Origin of the sequence: Shewanella sp. 10N.286.52.E4, from assembly GCF_041468785.1 — a bacterium.
Taxonomy (GTDB): Bacteria; Pseudomonadota; Gammaproteobacteria; order Enterobacterales; family Shewanellaceae; genus Shewanella; species Shewanella electrodiphila.
This window is the reverse complement of sequence record NZ_JBFRJJ010000017.1, coordinates 79,606-98,218: the sequence shown is the minus strand read 5'-3', so window position 1 is coordinate 98,218 and position 18,613 is coordinate 79,606. Positions and strand designations below refer to the sequence as shown.

Below are 18,613 nucleotides of genomic sequence, written 5' to 3'. Positions count from 1 at the left end.
GATTGTTGAATCTTGGATTGATGAAGCTTGGATTGATGAATCTTGGATTGATGAAGCTTGAATTGATGAGACTTGAATTGTTGAATCTTGGATTGTTGAAGCTTGATAGTATCTAGGTTGATATACGCCACGACGTAAGCTTCTATGCTCTTTCCTAAGCTGACTGAGGGCTGATATCGCCATAAATAGTGGATGGGATTGATTAAAATTATCTTCAGCAGTCGTTGCTGAAGTTCCCATTAACACATTATCGTTATAACTGTTTACCTTTGATGGAAACATGTCTTCTCTTGCATCAATATCATTACCATCACCAGTAAAGCCTTGCTCATCACCGTAATATACAACGGGGATCCCGCGCGATAAAAACATAAACGCATGGGATAAAATACTCCGCTGTAACTTTTCAGCTGCCGTCAATTCAAGTCCTGAGCCATTAATAAAATACCCCGCTCGCCCCATGTCATGGTTACTTAAAAAGGTCATCAATAAATCTGCTTGGCTATCTTCATCTTGATACAACACATCTTGCTCAAATAACTGTTTTGCTAATAGCGGGCTTTTACCACGATAAAAAATATCAGCAGCGACATCCTGAAAAGCAAAGTCTAATACCGAGGGCAATTTACCTTCTGTGGTATACAAACTGAGATGATGTGGGTTAGTGTCGTAGACCTCGCCAAATACATGAAAATTAGGAATGCCTTGTCGATTGGCATAATCAATAATTGCTGGTGTAAAAGTTTGCCAGAATGACAAATCAACATGACGCACAGTATCGATGCGAAACCCGTCAGGCTTAAACTCGGCTATCAATTGCTGATAAATTTCAATCATCCCTTTGAGCACTTGAGGATTTTTAGTATTAAGATCGTCAAGGCCATTAAAATCACCATTAAGTGAGCTTTCACCTTTAAAGCTACTATCACCTTGATTATGGTAATACTGCGGATCGTTCAACCACTCTGGCACTTTAATATCAGCGTGTTCATCAAGTATAAATGGTGAGTATTGTTCTGTTTTAGATGTGCTTAACGGCTTGTATTCACAATGGTCTAGACCTTGACGGAATTGACCGTCTTGTTGATGGCACTCGCTATAGCGGATGATGTCTGCGGTGTGATTAGTGATGATGTCAAAAAACACCTTCATTCCCCGCTGGTGAGCAGCATTGATTAAGGCTTTAAGATCATCATTACTACCAAAGTGTGGATCAATTTCACTGAAATCGACAATCCAATAACCGTGATGTGCAATGCCGTCTTTTTGAATCGCCTGATTTCTCAGTAGTGGTGTCATCCAAATAGCTGTGATCCCTAGAGACGCCAAATAATCTAATTTCTGCTCAATCCCAGTAATATCGCCACCATGAAAACCACGCGCTGACGTCTTATCGACACCACCGTGAGATATTCCTGACAATGCGCCATTATCGTTAGCTTCATTGCCATTATTAAATCGATCTGGCAATACAAAATAAAAAATGTCATCCCGAATATCTCGATGTAGATAATCTTGGTAAATATCTAACGATGCTGAGGGTTCGCTGACGTTCGATTCCCTGGAAATTGATTGCGTGGACGCTAATTCAAAAGCCGCTGACTCGGCTTGAGATGACTCACTTATGAGGCAACCTAGGAGCAGTACTCCTGCATTGACAGTGACTAAACCAAGCCTTGCTACACCCAATGTAGTTTTTGATAATATTGATTTCATATTTGTTCTTAATCCATTAATAGTTCAAACAAAAGTGCCACAACGAAGTGATATAAAGTTAAGGTAACTCTTCACCTTTTGCGCTCACATATAAGGCATACCAATGTTCACGGGAAAGTTTCAAGCCAATAGCTTGCTGACAAGCTGAAATTCTTTGTAAGTTCGTAGTACCAATGACGGGCTGAATTTGCGCAGGATGCTGCATTAACCAAGCAAGTAAAATGGCTTCCTTGCTAACCCCGTAATCTGCGGCTAATCGCGCTACTAATTTACTGGTTTGTTGAACCGCAATTGGTTGACTACTTGCATCGACTCCAGTGTAAAGCCCCTGACACAAGCTCCCCCAAGACTGCACTTGCAGACGGTTCTGCTGGCAATACGCTAATGTACCAGGGGTAAAGTTAACCCCTGCGCCTGCTTGATTACCCGCATAAACAGTTTCATCGAGCCAATCTTGCTTGTGTAAACTCAACTCAATTTGGTTGACAACTAAAGGTGTATCAAGCGCTTGTTGAATGGCTGATACTTGATGATGCTGCATATTAGAAACACCCAAGAATCGTACTTTTCCTGCATCACGTAAACGATGGAACGTGTCTGCGATTTCCTCTGCATCCATGAGTGGGTCAGGGCGATGCAATACCAACACATCAAGGTAATCGGTTTGTAATTGTTGCAAGCTTTTATCAACACTGTGGTTAATCCACTGCGCTGATAAATCGTAACGCTTTGGCCCTAAATCATCTTCAAGACGGATACCGCATTTGGTTTGAATAAACATCTTTTCACGTATTTCAGCACGAGCTGACAACACCTGACCAAACACTTGCTCTGCTTTACCAAAGGTATAAATATCAGCATGGTCAAAGTAGTTAATTCCCTGTGCTAAAGCCGTATCTATAACCTCGTGAGCTTGATTTCGATCAGCTGCGCTAATGGCATGATTATTCCAGCCACCGCCTAGTCCCATGCAGCCATAAACCACTCGGCTAACGTCTGGTAAGTGTTGCGCAAGCGCCAAAGGCTTAACGTTGACTTGTTTTGCATTTATTGCTGAGTTTGAACCCGTGACTGATTTTGAATTAATAACTGATTTTGAATTAATAACTGTAGACTCGGTTAAAGATGCATTCATTGAAAGGCTTCGCTCGTTATCGGCACATTTTAGATAACAATCAGTGTAAGCATTGCGCAGCAATGAGGAACCGTATTCACCAAAATCATTGTTTGATATAGCTACCAATAAAAGAATACAATTCGTTTTAAAAGATAATGACGATTAGTTTAAGATAATTAATTTAAGATGATAATTTTAGGGTGTTGATTTTAAGATGATGATGACATGAGTCGAGAACACAAAAAATTTGAACGGCTATTTCTGTTCAGTGAAGTCGCAAAACAATTAAGTTTTACTGAAGCCGCTGCATCGCTTGGGATCTCAAGAGGATATCTTTCTGAGCAAATTAGACAGCTTGAAAAAGAGTTCGCCAGACCCTTACTCATCCGCACCACTCGCAGTGTAAAACTCACGCTTCAAGGTGAGCTTATCCTTGCAAGCATGAGCCATGTAAAACAGTCGCTTTTAGATTTAGACCGGCAGATCCGTCATGAGAATAACAGTATTGCAGGACGGATTAAAATCACCGCACCAAGTCAATTTACCCAGCGTTATTTATTAGCTATCTGCAGTGAGTTTCAGCAACAACATCCACAGATTAGCTTTAGTCTCGATAGCAGCTACACCACCCATGACCTTGCCAAAAGTGATTTTGATTTAGCGATTCGCGCGACTAACACACCGCCACAAAATATGGTGGCAAAAAAGCTGTTTTCTTATCAGCACATTTGCTGTGCTTCCCCTCAATACCTTAACCGTAATGGTATGCCTCAACGGGTGACAGATTTAACTAAGCATGAATGCCTAACAGCAACGGAGTTTACTGAATGGCCATTAAATGGCGAGTCATTACCTGTACTTAGTAGCCTTAGCGTTAATGACAATCACATGCTCAAATCGTTAGCCATTGCCGGACAAGGGATTATTATGGTGCCCGAATACTTAGTGGACAAAGAAATAGCTTCAGGGCAACTCATTACAGTATTACCACAGGTAAGCACTGTCTCTTCAGCCACGTATTTGATGCATCCACAATTGATCCATCAATCAGCTAGATTGTCTCGCTTTATCGAATTTACCTTGCAATGGATAGCCAATAATTTACCGCCCTCTCAGCAAGCTGCCAGCTAATCATTCTTCCTCGACGATAAATTTAGTCGACAAAAAACCTATCAATACTTGATAGGTTTTAGTGCGAATAAGCTCAAGTTTAGTTAGCCTGATCAAGGCTAAAGTCTAGCCTCACTTGCAGCCCTTTTTGTTCAATGGCTTGCCCTGCAACCGTTTTAGGTTTGTACTTCCAATTATTAATCGCTTGTATTGCTGAGCGATTAAACACTCTTCTGGGCTCAGCCTCCATCACTTGAGCATTGATAACTTCGCCCGTCTTACTAATATCAAACATCACAATCACATAGCCCTCTTTACCATCTCGCGCTGCTGCCATGGGATATTGCGGTGAAACCTGCACAACAGGCATAGCATCTCCATCATTGTAGCTCCGATCATAGTTCTCTTTTGGCACAGGTAAGGCTTCAGGCGTAAAACCTTTAATGACGTCAGCATCTCCCTCTGAAGAAGTTGGCATAGGAGTACGATCAATAATTGCAGGCACTTTTTGAGGTTGCACCCTGATTTTTTTGATCACTTTTTGAGGCTCTTGTGGCTTTTGAAAAAAGTTAATCACTGGCAATGGAGCAGGTTCATCAACATATACAGCGTCACTTTTAACTAATTGCGCCATGAAAACGAATAACGCTAAAGTGACAATTGCGCCTAACAACATAATTCCAGCTTTAATGATTAGCTGACGTGGTGCTAACAATCCCCCCTCTGAAACAAGGGCATTGCCCATATGCTGCATCACTAAATTTACTTGGTTATGCAACTGAGTTTGCGCCTGAACTTGAAGCTTAAAGATGATATTGGATTTGATCATAGACATTCCTTGTTATTTATTATTAAAACAATAGGTGGTGCCTTTTAACCTCTAGTTGCCAATTAAGTTAACTAGCAAATATTTTGTTACAAATAGCTAAAACCTGCCCAAATTTAACACCAACCAAACAAATTAATCACACAAAACCAACCAACTATAAACACAAAAGGCACATTACAAGGGGGAGTGACAAACATATTAAGTTGATAATATCGCGATATTTTTCAGATCTGGGGGGATAAACTTAGTGATTGTCCGCGCCTAAAATCTAGGCTGATATTGAAATTACTCAATAAAAACAAGATTTGCTAACAATTATTAAATTGACTTTTTTCTTCAGTCTAAGAGTATGGATAGGTTTTTTACCGATAAAGCCCACTTTCGTTAAAATACCCATAAAAAATAACATCGAATAATTATAAAAATATAAACCGATTCCATCCTTTGTAAGGAAGCAGACAACAATGAAAAAAACACTGATCGCAATTGCACTGGCCTCAACATTTTTGAGCGCTTGTGGCACTTCAGATGTAAAAACCACAGATAACGCCACAGATAAAGTTAAAGCAGCAGTCGCCACCCTAACCCAAAAAGCTGAGTTGGGTGATTTCGGCGTTGATTTAACCGCCCGTAATGAAGCAGTTAAACCAGGTGATGATTTCTTTATGTATGCCAGCGGTACTTGGTATGACAATTTTGAAATGCCTGCTGATAAAACTCGCTATGGCGCATTTACCGCATTAGGTGAACGCAGCGAGCAGCAAGTCAAAGAAATCATTGATGATATCGCAAGCCGCAGCGACCTAAATGCTGAAGAGCAATTAATTGCTGACTTTTATCAGTCTTATATGGACACAGATACCATCAACAAACTGGGTATCAGCCCAATTCAAGGTACTTTAGACACCATTACAGCGATCAAAAATACCGATGACTTAACCCAAGTTTTTGGTAATGCATGGCTAACCGATGCTGAATCGCCAATTTCTGGTGGTATGTGGTTTAACCGTCTTGATCCAAACCAGTATGAATTATCAATTGGTGCCGGTGGTTTAGGTCTTCCAGATCGTTCTTACTACCTAGAAGATAGTGAGCGTTTTGTAAAAATTCGTAGCGCCTACGTAAGCCATATTGCTGAAATGCTTGCTTTTGCAGGCATTAAAGATGGCCAAGCTCGCGCTGAAGCGATTGTGGCATTAGAAACTAAAATAGCTGAAGGTCAATGGCCACGTGAAAAACGTCGTAACCGTGATTTAACCTTAAATCAGGTAAAACGTGCTGACTTAAACAATGAATACCCTAACTTCAACTGGGACTTATTCTTTGAGCAATCAGGTTACCAAATACCACAGCTTAACGTTTCTCAGCCTGAGCCTATCAAGGCAATGATTGAGTTGGTTAATAATCAGCCACTCAATGTATGGCAAGATTACCTCACCTTCCACACTGTCAGTAACAATGCAGGTTTATTATCGGAAGATATCTACAATGCTAGCTTTGCGTTTTACGGCAAAGAACTCAGCGGTCAAGAAGAGCCTAAGCCACGTTGGAAGCGCGCTGTCGCTGAAATGTCTGGTACTCAGTCACTTGGTTTTGCAATCGGTAAAGTCTATGTTGCTCGCTACTTCCCTGAGTCATCTAAGCAACAAATGGCTGAGTTAGTAGAAAACCTTCGAGCTGCATTAGGCCAACGCATTGATGGTCTTGATTGGATGGGCGATGAAACTAAAGTGAACGCTCACGCTAAGCTAGCTGCCTTCAAGCCTAAAATTGGTTATCCTGATGTGTGGCAAGAGTTTGATGGATTAGCACTGACTAACAAAGATTTGCTAAGCAATATCAAAAATCTACGTCAGTACTTCCATGCTGATAGCGTTGTTAAAGAGCTGAAGAAAACCGATCGCAATCGTTGGGGCATGACACCACAATTTGTCAATGCTTATTACAATAGCTCATTTAACGAAATTGTATTCCCAGCGGCAATTTTACAACCGCCATTCTTCGATCCTAATGCTGATCCTGCTGTGAATTACGGTGGTATTGGCGCAGTTATTGGCCATGAAATGGGCCATGGTTTTGATGACCAAGGTTCTAAGTCTGATGCTAATGGTATTCAGCGTAACTGGTGGACTGATAGCGACCGTGCTGCATTTGAAGCGAAAGCAGATATGCTTGCCGCCCAATACAGTCAATATGAGCCTATCCCTGAAAACTTCGTTAATGGCCGTAATAGCTTAGGCGAAAACATTGGTGATGTTGGTGGTCTATCTATGGCATATCACGCTTACCAGTTAAGTTTAAATGGCAAAGAAGCACCAATTATCGACGGATTAACTGGCGATCAGCGTTTCTTCTTAGCTTGGGCACAAGTGTGGAAAGAAAAACGCACCGAACAAAGCATGTTAAGCCAGCTTCGCGCCGGTACCCATGCTCCAGGTCGATACCGCGCATTAGCACCACGTAACCATGATGCATGGTACAAAGCATTTGATGTTAAACCTGGTGACAAACTTTACTTGCCTGAAGATGAACGTGTTCGCATCTGGTAATCAGTTAACCATTCAAACGTGAGTTTTCATATTGAACTCGCGCAAAAAAGCCAGTCACTGACTGGCTTTTTTATTAATTCATTAGGGCGGTATTAAATCGAAATTTTATTTCGCTAGCTTCACCACCACGCGGCCACGCACCTTGCCAGCAATAAGAGCATCAGCGGTATTAATCACTTCATCTAAACTGATTTCTTTGGAAATATCATCAAACATTTCCGGCTCGATAATCTCAGCCAAACGCTGCCAAGCCTCTAACCTATCTTCAAGTGGGCGCATGACGCTGTCGATACCCGCTAATGTCACCCCGCGTAAAATAAATGGCATCACTGAAGATGGAAAATCCATTCCCTGGGCTAAACCACACGCTGCCACTGTGCCGCCATATTGGGTACTAGCACAAATGTTTGCCAAGGTATGACTCCCTACAGAATCAATCGCACCAGCCCAACGTTCTCTCGCTAATGGACGACCAGGCTCTGATAAAGTATTACGATCAATCACCTCTGTAGCGCCTAACTTTTCTAGATAAGCGGATTGATCAGCACGACCTGTTGAAGCCACAACTTTATAACCAAGCTTGGCTAGAATAGCGATAGCAAAGCTCCCTACTCCGCCATTGGCGCCTGTTACTAAAACTTCACCTTTATCCGGTGTCACACCGTTTTTTTCAAGTGCAATAACAGACAGCATGGCAGTATAACCTGCAGTACCAATTGACATAGCTTGTCTTGGCGTAAACGCTGCTGGAAGCGGAATTAACCATTCACTTTTTAAACGTGCCTTTGTCGCTAAGCCACCACAGTGAACTTCGCCAACTCCGAAACCATTAAGTAGCACATGGTCGCCTTGAGTAAATTTATCACTATCTGATTGCTCAACCACACCGACTAAATCAATACCCGGGATCATAGGAAACTGCCTAACAACCGGTCCTTTGCCGGTAATCGCCAAAGCATCTTTATAATTTACCGTGCTATAAAGTACCTTCACGCTAACATCGCCTTCAGGTAACAGACTTTCATCAATTGCTTTAACTTCTGCGCGATAACCTTGGTCATCTTTTTCAATCAATAAACCATTAAACATGGTGTCTCCTTAATATAGACCGAGCGTCTATAAATGGTTAAAATTTTTTTATCGCGGTAATCCAGCGATAAAAAACTCGAGGTAATTCTGTAAAGGTTGGGTGCTTTGAACTAGCTTAGCGCGGCTTACCGCACCTTCCCAGCCAACCCAAAACTGTTCAGCAAGTAATTCACAATTTGCACTTTGTGCGATTTCACCTTGAGCTTTAGCCGCCTCAAGACAAATGGATAACCTTTGTTGCCAATCTAAAAATATATCAATCAACTGCTGGCGATAGCTTTCAGGCAGCAAGTCCACTTCTTGGCCTAAATTGCCCACTAAACAACCTCGTTTAAACTCAAATCGCGCCATGCCAGTTTTGGCGCTTTCTACAAATTGGCCAATACGTGCTAAGGGCGAATAGGCTTGTTCTAACAAGTGCTTATCAAGTTTGTGCGCAAAATAAGTCGCATAATTGTCAATCACAACCTGACCAAACTCTTCTTTACTGGAAAAGTAATAATAGAAAGATCCCTTAGGCACGCCTACTTTTCGCAATATTTGATCAATCCCTGATGAAGCAAAACCTTTTTCGGTCAGCTGCTCAAGGCCGCTGCGAATTAACTCAGCGCGAGTATCTTGATTGTCTCTTGCAGCCTTTGGTGGTCGACCTCGACGAGGTTTAGCCGCTTTTACCAGTTGTGATTCTGTCATGGTTCAATATTAGACCGATCGTCTAGTTAAATACAAGTATCGTCTGCAATCTCAATCCAAATTTGAGAATTTGATCGCAAATGATCTCTTAAAGGAAAAAAAGGTAGTCGCAAGCTGTAGAACAACACTTGATTGAACAAAGCTGGATTGAACAAAGCTGGATTGAAACAAGTCTCATAAATTACAGTTCAAATCATGCTAGAACTTGCTAAGGATATTCGTCAATCTTAAGCCATTCATTTTGTGGCTTAGTGTTTAACTCTTATATTAGTGTTTAACTCTTATATTAATGATTAACCTTTGTGATAGCTTAACTTTTTGATAGCTTAACTTTCTGATAGTTAAACTTTGCGATCGCATAAATCTATTTTCACTATCATAAAATCTATTTGCACTATCATGAAACCGACTTGCACTATCATGAAACCAGCTTGCACCAAGTTGAATCATTAAAGCCTTAAAACTGCCCTTAAAAATCTAAACTCAACCGAAAGGCTCACAACTATCGCACCTCTATAGCTCATCGAACTCACTGTTAGCACAGTAATTTTACTTACCTGCACCAATAATGAACCTGCCAAGCGTAACATTTTTACAACATAGGAATAATTCTTGCTTCACTAAGCCTATGAATTTTAATAAGAGAATAGCTTTGGGGAGCATAAATGGACAATATTAGTGACGCAATCGGGGTCATTGCACAAAGTGCAGACACCCTTTTTATCCTACTTGGTGCAATTATGGTGCTTGCGATGCACGCAGGCTTTGCATTTTTAGAGGTTGGTACCGTTAGACACAAAAACCAAGTTAACGCATTAGTTAAAATCTTAACTGATTTCGCCTTTTCAGCTGTCGCCTACTTCGTCATAGGTTATCAAATTGCTTATGGTAGCCACTTTTTTGTTAGCGCCGACACGCTAGCAGCAAATAATGGCTATGACTTAGTGAAGTTCTTTTTCCTATTAACGTTCGCGGCAGCGATTCCAGCGATCGTATCAGGTGGTATTGCTGAACGTGGCAGTTTTCGTCCATTCTTGTTTGCATCAGCGTTAATTGTTGCCTTTGTTTATCCACTTTTCGAAGGGATTATTTGGAATGGTAACTATGGTTTTCAAGCATGGCTTGGCAGTACTTTTGGCGCTGAGTTTCACGACTTTGCAGGTTCAGTTGTCGTCCATGGCATGGGCGGCTGGTTAGCGTTAGTCGCAGTTTACTTTTTGGGTGTCCGTGGTGGTCGTAAACCAGGGGTAGCCTTTGCACCTTCAAACATTCCGTTTCTTGCATTGGGTTCATGGATCTTAATCGTTGGTTGGTTTGGCTTTAATGTCATGTCAGCACAAACCTTAGATGGCATTAGTGGCCTTGTAGCATTAAATAGCTTAATGGCCATGGTGGGCGGCACTATTATTGCGCTTATTGTCGGTAAAAATGACCCCGGATTTATTCATAATGGTCCACTAGCAGGCTTAGTCGCTGTTTGTGCAGGTTCTGATTTAATGCATCCTATTGGCGCTTTCGTGGTAGGCGGGGTTGCTGGCGGACTGTTTGTATTTGTGTTCACTAAGCTTCAGCGCAGCACTAAAATTGATGATGTCTTAGGTGTATGGCCACTTCATGGTTTATGTGGTGTTTGGGGTGGTATTGCAGCGGGTATATTTGGCCAACAAAGTCTCGGCGGCCTTGGTGGTGTAAGCGTTATGTCGCAACTTGTCGGCACTGCTGCTGGCGTCGTATTCGCTGTGGTTGGTGGGTTCATCGTTTATGGCATCGTCAATAAAGTATCTAGCTTACGTTTAAGCCAAGAAGATGAATATATCGGCGCTGACTTAGCCATTCATAAAATTGGCTCCACCAATGCAGACAAATAACCTAAATCAATAAAACCATTCTTGTACTGATTTTCAGTAACAAAAAAGCTCAAGCAATGGCTTGAGCTTTTTATTGAAATCTGACAATTATAAAACTGTAATCACGTCAGCTTCTGGTAAGCGGGCTTTCGGTAAGCCTTTGTTATAATCTTCGCCGTCTTTGTGGTAACCAATCGCTAACGCGAATTGACACACATAACCGCCTAATTCTTCATTAAAAATCTCACCGATTAAATCCGGGTCAACCCCTTCCATTGGCGTTGAATCAATACCTAAGCGAGCAAGTACATGCAAAGTATTACCAATTGCTATGTAAGTTTGTGCCTTAGTCCAGCCGCCATTATAACCATTCTCATCGGTATTAAGGTCCACAAAACCAAAAGCTCCGTTAAGCATGTTGTCATACATTTCAGCAGGTAAATGACCTGAAGATACTTCAACATCAACGACTTTTCTGTAGTCATCTTTAGTGAAATTAGGGTTATGAGCGAACATAATAATATGTGACGCTTCAGTCGCATGTGGTTGGTTAAACTGATGCATATTAGCAAATGTGTCGTGGAAACGTTGTTTTGCTGCATCGCTCTCAAGCACAATGAATTTCCATGGCTGTGAGTTAATAGAGGAAGCTGATAAACGAATAGCTTCTTTAAGCACAGTCATATCTTCAGCCGAAATACGCTTTGATGAATCGTATTTTTTAGCAGTGTAACGGCTGTTTAAATCTTTAATAATTTGGTGAGACATGATGATTTTCCTCATTGAACGATGTCGATGGAGTGCATATTAAAGATCATTACGAAAGAGAAAAAGAGCCGATAGCTCCAATCATTATGGTCTTAATCATCCACAATGAACCACTTTGTTGTTCCAATTTGTTTTCTAGTGAAAATTACCGCCATAATAACAAGCGCGCTTTTAGGGCTGTTTAAGTAGCGGGTTACTGTTTGAGAATCTATTTAGAAAATAACATTCACAATGGCTATAGCCATAACTATGACTATGACTATGACTATGACAATAACCATAACAATAGCCATTACGATGACTATGACAATAGCCATGCTATAGCCCATTCATGCATCATGGTAAAAATCAAAGCTCAAGGAATAGCGAAAATGAAATCACCAACTTGGACCTTAATGGCTGCTTTTATCACAGCAACCTGCTCGATGAGTCTCCCTTATTATGCTCACTCAACCGACATAGAGACCGATTTCATTTGGCCAGCTAATTATCAAGCCGCTGTCAGTCTGTCCTATGATGATGCGTTAATGAGTCAATTAGCCCATGCTATTCCAGCACTGGATAAATATGGCTTTAAAGCCTCTTTTTACCTCACCTTAGCAAATCCCGGTACACAGCAAGGAATGGAGCAATGGCGCTCCGTAGCCGCTAATGGTCATGAGCTAGGTAATCACACCATTTTTCACCCTTGTAGTAAAAGTCAAAAAGACCGTGACTGGGTTGCCGCTTATCATGATATCGACACTAAAACCTTGACTCAGATACAGCAAGAAATCAGCGTCGCCAATACTTTTCTGCAAGCAATAGATAGTCAAACCAGTCGCACTTTTACTATTCCCTGCGGCGATACTGAAACCGCTGAAGGTAATTATGTCGAGGTAATAAGAAACGATTTCGTGGCGATTAAAGGCTTTAATCCGCAGTATGATGCCAAATTTGATTTGTTGTTGATGCCCGAAAATGTCAGTGGTGAAGCGCTGATTAACTTTGTAAAAAAAGCCCACAGACAAGGTGGCATCGCCAATATCTTGTTTCATGGAATTGAAGGAGATTACTTAACTGTCAGTAATCAAGCTCATGATGAATTATTGCAGTATTTAAGTGATAACCGAGAAACGCTATGGGTCGATAATTACCGAAATATTATGCAATATGTAAAGCTCAAGCATCAACCACTCAATCCCCAAGAATAAGCTAAGTGATCGATCACTCATACTGCTGAAGCAAAAAGTGGTTCACTCCTCTTTTCAACCATTTTCCAGTCGGTCGAAAACCGATAGTTAGACACACTTCAAACTTTAATAAATTAACTGATATTTATACTTTTTTTCTAAATAAGCCTGTGATTTTTGTTCTATACTGAATTTAAGCTAATCTCGGTGTAAAAGGATTTACAAAGATAATGATGGTGTTATGGAATGAACAGAAACTGATTAATTTAATTAAGTTTGCACCTGCCTTAACAGTGTGCTTTTTCATGATTATTATTAATATTGTCATCATCAGTGACAACCAAGAAAAAGCCAACAACAGTATAATATCCCTCAGAGAAGACGTCATTGCTCGCCAAAAACAAGAAATCAAACTGCAAGTCAATCAAGTTATAAACATCATTGAATTCAAAAAAAGTGCAGCGCTTTCACAGCTAAAAAACCTATCTAGAATGCGAGTAAATGAAGCCCACGCTATTGCTCTCAATATCTTTAATATCAACCAAGATAAACCTGAATCAGAAGTCAAAAAAATGATTGTTGATGCATTAAGGCCGATTAGGTTTAATGATGGCAGAGGTTATTTTTTTATTTTCCAAATGGATGGCATAAATGTACTACACGGATTAAAACCTCATTTAGAAAATACCTCAGTATGGAACGCTCAAGATCTTCGTGGGACTTATATCCTGAAAGAACACATCCAGAAAATACAGCTGCATAACGGTGAAGCTTTTTATCATTGGTGGTATCAAAAACCTGGTTTCCCTGCTAACCAAGAGTTCGAAAAAGTGGGCTATGGCAAACAATTTGGCCCCTATGACTGGTTTATCGGCACAGGCGAATATCTCGCCGATGTAGAAGAAGATATTAAAGATACCCTCCTAAACTGGATTTCTGAATATGATGACGACAAACATCAGCGTGTCTTCATTATTAATAAGAGTGGTCATCCACTGGCCAACCCTATCAGCCATCAACGACATGACTTCGTCGAACACCATGAGCACACGACTCAAGAATTAGTCAATCAGCTGCTCTCTCAAGTTAGCATTGAGGGGAATTTCATGGAATTTGATTTAGCTAATTTAACCAAAGAAAAAAGAGCCCATGTTGAAATTAGTTATGCCAAATTACTTGAGCCATGGGGCTGGGTTGTCGGGGCACATTTCAATTCACATGACTTTGAAAAATATCTGAATAATAAACAGGAGAAATTGCTTTTAAATAACCATGAAAAACTGATGAAGGTGCTCACTTTAAGTATTCTATCGACCTTTTTTATGGTGGGAGGCTGCCTATTCGCCAGTAATTTAATTGCTAAAAGATTTAAAAAGTTCAAGTTTCAAATTGAGAAAGACTTTAAAAGGTTAGAAAACTCCAAAGCCACCATGAAACATATGGCGATGCATGATGGCCTAACAGGTTTTCCAAATCGATTATGCTTCGTAGAGCATATTGCTAAAGGGATCAAAACCGCTAACAAAAAGCATAAAAAACTCGCGGTATTATTGATTGATATCGATAATTTTAAAAAAATTAATGATGTTTATGGCCATTCAGTTGGGGATGAATTACTCAAAGAAGTGAGCCGAAACATAGAACAATCTATAGTGTCAGAAGACACAGCTTCACGCTTTGGCGGAGACGAGTTCGCATTTTGCTTTCCAAACTTAGACAACATTCATCAAGTGCATCAAAAAGTTGTCTTGATCCAGGGTATCTTTAATCGAGAATATAGCTTGAATGACAATCATCATGAGATTAAAGGTAGCATTGGGATCAGTATGTACCCCTCTGACAGCCAAGACCCTGAAGGGTTAATTCGTAAAGCCGATATTGCACTTTATAAATCCAAAGCCAAATTGAATGGTTTGGTCAATTTCTTTGATGAAGAGGTCGATGCTCAAATAACTTATGAATACCAACTTGAAGAACAGCTAAGATCCGCTTTAGCCAAGAATGAAATTAGCGTCTTATATCAACCTCAAATCACCACAAATTCTGAAAAACTGCAGAGTGTTGAAGCATTAGCCCGTTGGAACAATCCAATACTGGGTAACATCTCACCAGAAATTTTCATTAATATTGCCGAGAAAACAGGCCTAATAAACAGCATAGGTTTGTTTATATTCCGTAAAACCTGTGAAGATATTTTAGCCATCTCACCCAATGGCGATAGTGCGATCCGTGTGGCTATTAATATTTCTCCCCATCAATTATTGGATATCAATTTTGCCGAATCGATTACCCAAATAGTTAATGAGGTCCATATTGATCAGCAACGTATTACATTAGAAATTACTGAAAACTTAGTGCTGAAAGATTTAAAAAAGACATCCATTATTTTAAATGAATTAAAAGCACTAGGATTTGGTATTTCCCTTGATGATTTTGGTACAGGATATTCTTCATTAAGCTATTTAAATGAACTGCCAATAACTGAAATCAAAATAGATCGCTGTTTCATTAATAATATGATCAGCAGCCCTCAAAGTAATGCCCTAGTCAAAGCCATTTTAGCTATAAGTGAAGCTTACGATATCAAAGTTGTCGCTGAAGGCGTCGAAGAAAAAGAACAGTTTTCAACTTTAAAATCATATGGTTGTGAACTAATACAAGGTTACTACTTCGATAAACCCTTAACGTTAGCGCAATTAGAATCAAAATACTTCCATAAACACTAAAACCTTAATAAGTGCTCAGCCCTGGGTACTGTCTGCAACTCTATCTGAGATTGAAGTGATTGAGTCTTTGCTCTATGGTGATTAACATAGAAAGCGGCTTTCTAATTACAGCCTAATAACTAATGTACATAACTCAATAAATAATCAAAATGAAAGCAGTTAACACACGCATGGATACCAATTTACTTCAGCCATCTCCCCCACCTCACGCCTTGATTGTAGAAGGTGGTGCCATGCGAGGGATTTTTGCCTCAGGAGTGTTAGATCGTTTTATTGATTTAAACCATCGCCCGTTTGATTTTTGTATCGGTGTTTCCGCTGGTTCAACTAATCTCGCCTCTTGGCTTTCAAATCAAAAGCAACGAAATTACCGTATTATCACCCACTACTCATGCTTGCCTGAATTCATTGATTTAAAACGTTTTATTAAAGGTGGACACTGGCTAGACCTAAACTGGTTATGGGATATTCTTGCCAAAGAATGTCACTTTGATATGGACACCTTTAGCCAACAACCGGTCCCACTATTTGTGGTCACAACAGACATTACTACTGGAAAAGCGGTTTATATTAAAAGTAATGCTGACAATATCGAACATATCTTAAAAGCATCATGTTCTGTACCTATCGCATTTAGAGATTTTCCAGCCTATCAAGGCAGCCCCATGACAGATGGCGGTATCGCTGACTCGATTCCAATTATCAAAGCCTACGAAATGGGAGCGAAAGAAATCACTGTCGTGTTATCAAGGCCACTGGGTTACCGAAAGAAATCCCCGAAACTACCTTGGCTAATAAAGCGTGCATTAAAAGCTCACCCACAATTAGCCAATGCAATGGTCAATCGTGCCAATAGTTATAATAACGCGATTGATTTTATTCAGTCACCACCCTTGGATTGCAAAATCAATGTTATCGCTCCACCAGCAGAATTCAATGTTGGCCGTCTAACCACAGATAAAGCCATCTTAGAGTCTGGTTATCAAATGGGCATTGATGCCGCCAATCTATCAGTTGATAACAGTTGAACCGGTAAACTCAGCCTTAAATAATATCTGCCTTAAACAATATCATCCTTAAAAAATAGACAAAAAAAACCGGACATAAAGTCCGGTTAACGTGTTGCTTCCGTGCACTGGTTACGAAAAAAATGCCTTAAGGCAAGTTGGCTATTCGTGACACCACAAAACATGATAACGAACGCCAATAACCAACGAGTAGATTGATAATTTAGTGATTGCTTTTCTTATACTAATTATGGGTAAAACATACTTATAACGGTGTTACTTATGGCAGTTCTTGTGACCACACGGTGTCATTTACCACCTTGTCAAAGCCATACTGGTAAAGCGCTTTCATGTATTCAAGGTCAAACATTGCTTTGGTTTTTGATGGCGCTGAAAACTCATCATCAACATAGGTAAAACGTAAATCGATTTGCTGAAGTTCACTATCGTAAAGCATCTTGTATAAGTCTCCACGACTTTGCAGTACGGTTAAGCTTTTTAAACTGCGGGTTAGGAGTTTCATGCCTTTATCTGGCGTCGGTTCATAGGGCATATTAAACATGCCGTTGCGAATGACATGAATATAAGGCTGCTGTGTTAACCCTAAAGCTTTGGACACTTTGTTAAAGTCAGTTTGAGTCGGTTCAAAGAACATTTGCGCCGATAAACCGCCATCTACATGTAATTCTTCGTACTGTTCACCTTGATAATTCACTTGAATGAACTGCGGCGGAAAAACCCCAGGAATTGACGAACTTGCAGCAATAATCTGATGAATTAAAGCCTGTTTATTTTCTATATCGCTATTGGCAATTTGACCAATATTCCAAATGGATAAACGACCTGAATCAAATTGAGTGGTGCCAATAAAGAGTCGACGACCCGCTTGATGTTGCTTGGCAATTTGCTCAATCATTTCTGGGTTATATACATGGGTAATAAACTCGAGCATATTGTCGCCATTGCTAAACCCATCTTTGAATAACGTATTTAAAAAATTACGTTTACCAATCACTTCTTTATCTGTGATACCTAACATGACTTCTTTTAGTCGAGGAACTTCATCGCCACCTAAAAATGCAAATGGTGCAATAAGAGCCCCTGCGCTCACGCCTGTTACAATGGTGTATTGCTCAAGTTTATCTTGTTCATATAAGCCATTTACGATACCAGTACCAAACGCACCTTTAGCACCTCCCCCCGATAGCACGAGAATATTTAACGCATCACCTTGAACCTTCAGTGGAGTTGATTTGTTAAGCTCTGAATATAAAAAATCATCCTGCTCACCGGCCCAAAAACGTAAAGGTTCTTTCGATGAATTATCGGCCACATCACCAACAATAGCCTGTTCATATCCTTTTTCAGGAATACGAATATCTAGTGTATGCGTCGTGCTACAGCCCATTAAAATGGTCACTAACAATAATGCAGCTAATTTCTTAATATGAGTCATGCTATCTCTCTTTTGGTCTGTATAGCGACATGCATCTCACTCGTTTAACTGTTTTTATTAGCAGTAAACAGGAAGGCTTATCGTTCAATAAACGGGGTTATATCTGTTATGACTAATTACCCCCCTAATAAGCACACCATGGTGTATTTATTTTAAGGCTAACGTCATATATGCAGCTTGAATTGGGGCACTATAAAGACAAACTAACCTGCACTTAAATCACGTTTGTAGGATTAAACCCTCGCCTAGAACATCCATACCTTTAACTCTCTTGCTGAGTGTTTTGGCTTGCTCCAATAAAAAATAACAAATCAAATCACCACCTCTTCCAAGAGTCATCTTCCGTTTAAAAGCACAAAACCTTAGCTAAGCGTTTAAAGCTAAGCGACTAGAACTAAGCGTCTATAACTAAGCGGCTAAAGCTAAGCGTCTAAAGCTAAGCGGCTAAAGCTAAGCGGCTAAAACTAAGCGTCTATAACTAAGCGTCTATAACTAAGCGTCTATAACTAAGCGACTATAACTAAGCGCCTATAA

The 18,613-nt window shown here is 40.2% G+C and carries 13 protein-coding genes; 6 read left to right on the top strand and 7 right to left on the bottom strand.

From position 1 onward, the window contains the following. Together AB4153_RS09285 and AB4153_RS09280 are read right to left on the bottom strand one after the other, a co-directional pair. On the bottom strand, positions 1–1,716 hold a 1,716-nt coding region (locus tag AB4153_RS09285), incomplete at its 3' end, for an alpha-amylase family glycosyl hydrolase (RefSeq protein ID WP_371997159.1). Between the two features lie 58 nt (positions 1,717–1,774). Then, positions 1,775–2,851, bottom strand: a complete 1,077-nt coding sequence (locus tag AB4153_RS09280) for an aldo/keto reductase family oxidoreductase (protein ID WP_371997157.1) — start codon at positions 2,849–2,851, stop codon at positions 1,775–1,777. A 207-nt stretch (positions 2,852–3,058) separates the two neighbouring features. Here AB4153_RS09280 and AB4153_RS09275 point away from each other — a divergent pair, with 207 nt between their 5' ends. Further along, positions 3,059–3,964, top strand: coding sequence for a LysR family transcriptional regulator (locus AB4153_RS09275; RefSeq protein ID WP_371997156.1), 906 nt, complete (start codon positions 3,059–3,061; stop codon positions 3,962–3,964). A gap of 79 nt (positions 3,965–4,043) precedes the next feature. Here the strand turns inward: AB4153_RS09275 and AB4153_RS09270 are convergent, their stop codons facing one another. Further along, on the bottom strand, positions 4,044–4,772 hold the full coding sequence (locus AB4153_RS09270; protein ID WP_371997155.1) for a TonB family protein: 729 nt from the start codon (positions 4,770–4,772) through the stop codon (positions 4,044–4,046). Between the two features lie 464 nt (positions 4,773–5,236). Here AB4153_RS09270 and AB4153_RS09265 point away from each other — a divergent pair, with 464 nt between their 5' ends. Continuing rightward, positions 5,237–7,321 carry a M13 family metallopeptidase gene (locus AB4153_RS09265; RefSeq protein ID WP_371997153.1) on the top strand — a complete coding sequence of 695 codons (2,085 nt, stop codon included), beginning with the start codon at positions 5,237–5,239 and terminating at the stop codon, positions 7,319–7,321. A gap of 105 nt (positions 7,322–7,426) precedes the next feature. On the opposite strand, the gene AB4153_RS09260 is transcribed toward AB4153_RS09265, so the two are convergent. Further along, entirely contained in the window at positions 7,427–8,410 is a 984-nt protein-coding gene (locus AB4153_RS09260) for an MDR family oxidoreductase (RefSeq protein WP_371997152.1), read from the bottom strand. A gap of 48 nt (positions 8,411–8,458) precedes the next feature. After that, positions 8,459–9,103 (bottom strand): TetR/AcrR family transcriptional regulator, encoded by a 645-nt coding sequence (locus AB4153_RS09255; RefSeq protein ID WP_303515022.1) that lies wholly within the window; start codon positions 9,101–9,103, stop codon positions 8,459–8,461. A gap of 665 nt (positions 9,104–9,768) precedes the next feature. Between AB4153_RS09255 and AB4153_RS09250 the strand changes: the two genes are divergently transcribed. Then, positions 9,769–10,971: an ammonium transporter gene (locus AB4153_RS09250; protein WP_102526522.1), complete on the top strand. Its 1,203-nt coding sequence runs from the start codon at positions 9,769–9,771 to the stop codon at positions 10,969–10,971. Positions 10,972–11,058: 87 nt separating this feature from the next. On the opposite strand, the gene AB4153_RS09245 is transcribed toward AB4153_RS09250, so the two are convergent. Further along, positions 11,059–11,718 carry a nitroreductase family protein gene (locus AB4153_RS09245; RefSeq protein ID WP_102526523.1) on the bottom strand — a complete coding sequence of 220 codons (660 nt, stop codon included), beginning with the start codon at positions 11,716–11,718 and terminating at the stop codon, positions 11,059–11,061. 200 nt (positions 11,719–11,918) lie between these two features. Here AB4153_RS09245 and AB4153_RS09240 point away from each other — a divergent pair, with 200 nt between their 5' ends. From AB4153_RS09240 to AB4153_RS09230, 3 genes are all read left to right on the top strand, one after another. Next, a complete protein-coding gene (locus AB4153_RS09240) occupies positions 11,919–12,911 on the top strand; it encodes a polysaccharide deacetylase family protein (RefSeq protein WP_371997150.1) in 993 nt (330 codons plus the stop codon). Positions 12,912–13,120: 209 nt separating this feature from the next. Further along, positions 13,121–15,616, top strand: a complete 2,496-nt coding sequence (locus tag AB4153_RS09235; RefSeq protein ID WP_371997148.1) for an EAL domain-containing protein — start codon at positions 13,121–13,123, stop codon at positions 15,614–15,616. Between the two features lie 170 nt (positions 15,617–15,786). Beyond that, entirely contained in the window at positions 15,787–16,644 is an 858-nt protein-coding gene (locus AB4153_RS09230) for a patatin family protein (RefSeq protein ID WP_371997146.1), read from the top strand. Between the two features lie 259 nt (positions 16,645–16,903). Here AB4153_RS09230 and AB4153_RS09225 read toward each other — a convergent pair whose 3' ends face one another. Next, on the bottom strand, positions 16,904–18,079 hold the full coding sequence (locus AB4153_RS09225; RefSeq protein ID WP_371997144.1) for a patatin-like phospholipase family protein: 1,176 nt from the start codon (positions 18,077–18,079) through the stop codon (positions 16,904–16,906). Positions 18,080–18,613: the final 534 nt, after the last annotated feature.

Coding starts and splice junctions, on each gene's coding strand:
- AB4153_RS09280 (WP_371997157.1), bottom strand. CDS start 2,851: ATGAATGCATCTTTAACCGAGTCTACAGTTATTAATTCAAAATCAGTT.
- AB4153_RS09275 (WP_371997156.1), top strand. CDS start 3,059: ATGAGTCGAGAACACAAAAAATTTGAACGGCTATTTCTGTTCAGTGAA.
- AB4153_RS09270 (WP_371997155.1), bottom strand. CDS start 4,772: ATGATCAAATCCAATATCATCTTTAAGCTTCAAGTTCAGGCGCAAACT.
- AB4153_RS09265 (WP_371997153.1), top strand. CDS start 5,237: ATGAAAAAAACACTGATCGCAATTGCACTGGCCTCAACATTTTTGAGC.
- AB4153_RS09260 (WP_371997152.1), bottom strand. CDS start 8,410: ATGTTTAATGGTTTATTGATTGAAAAAGATGACCAAGGTTATCGCGCA.
- AB4153_RS09255 (WP_303515022.1), bottom strand. CDS start 9,103: ATGACAGAATCACAACTGGTAAAAGCGGCTAAACCTCGTCGAGGTCGA.
- AB4153_RS09250 (WP_102526522.1), top strand. CDS start 9,769: ATGGACAATATTAGTGACGCAATCGGGGTCATTGCACAAAGTGCAGAC.
- AB4153_RS09245 (WP_102526523.1), bottom strand. CDS start 11,718: ATGTCTCACCAAATTATTAAAGATTTAAACAGCCGTTACACTGCTAAA.
- AB4153_RS09235 (WP_371997148.1), top strand. CDS start 13,121: ATGATGGTGTTATGGAATGAACAGAAACTGATTAATTTAATTAAGTTT.
- AB4153_RS09230 (WP_371997146.1), top strand. CDS start 15,787: ATGGATACCAATTTACTTCAGCCATCTCCCCCACCTCACGCCTTGATT.
- AB4153_RS09225 (WP_371997144.1), bottom strand. CDS start 18,079: ATGACTCATATTAAGAAATTAGCTGCATTATTGTTAGTGACCATTTTA.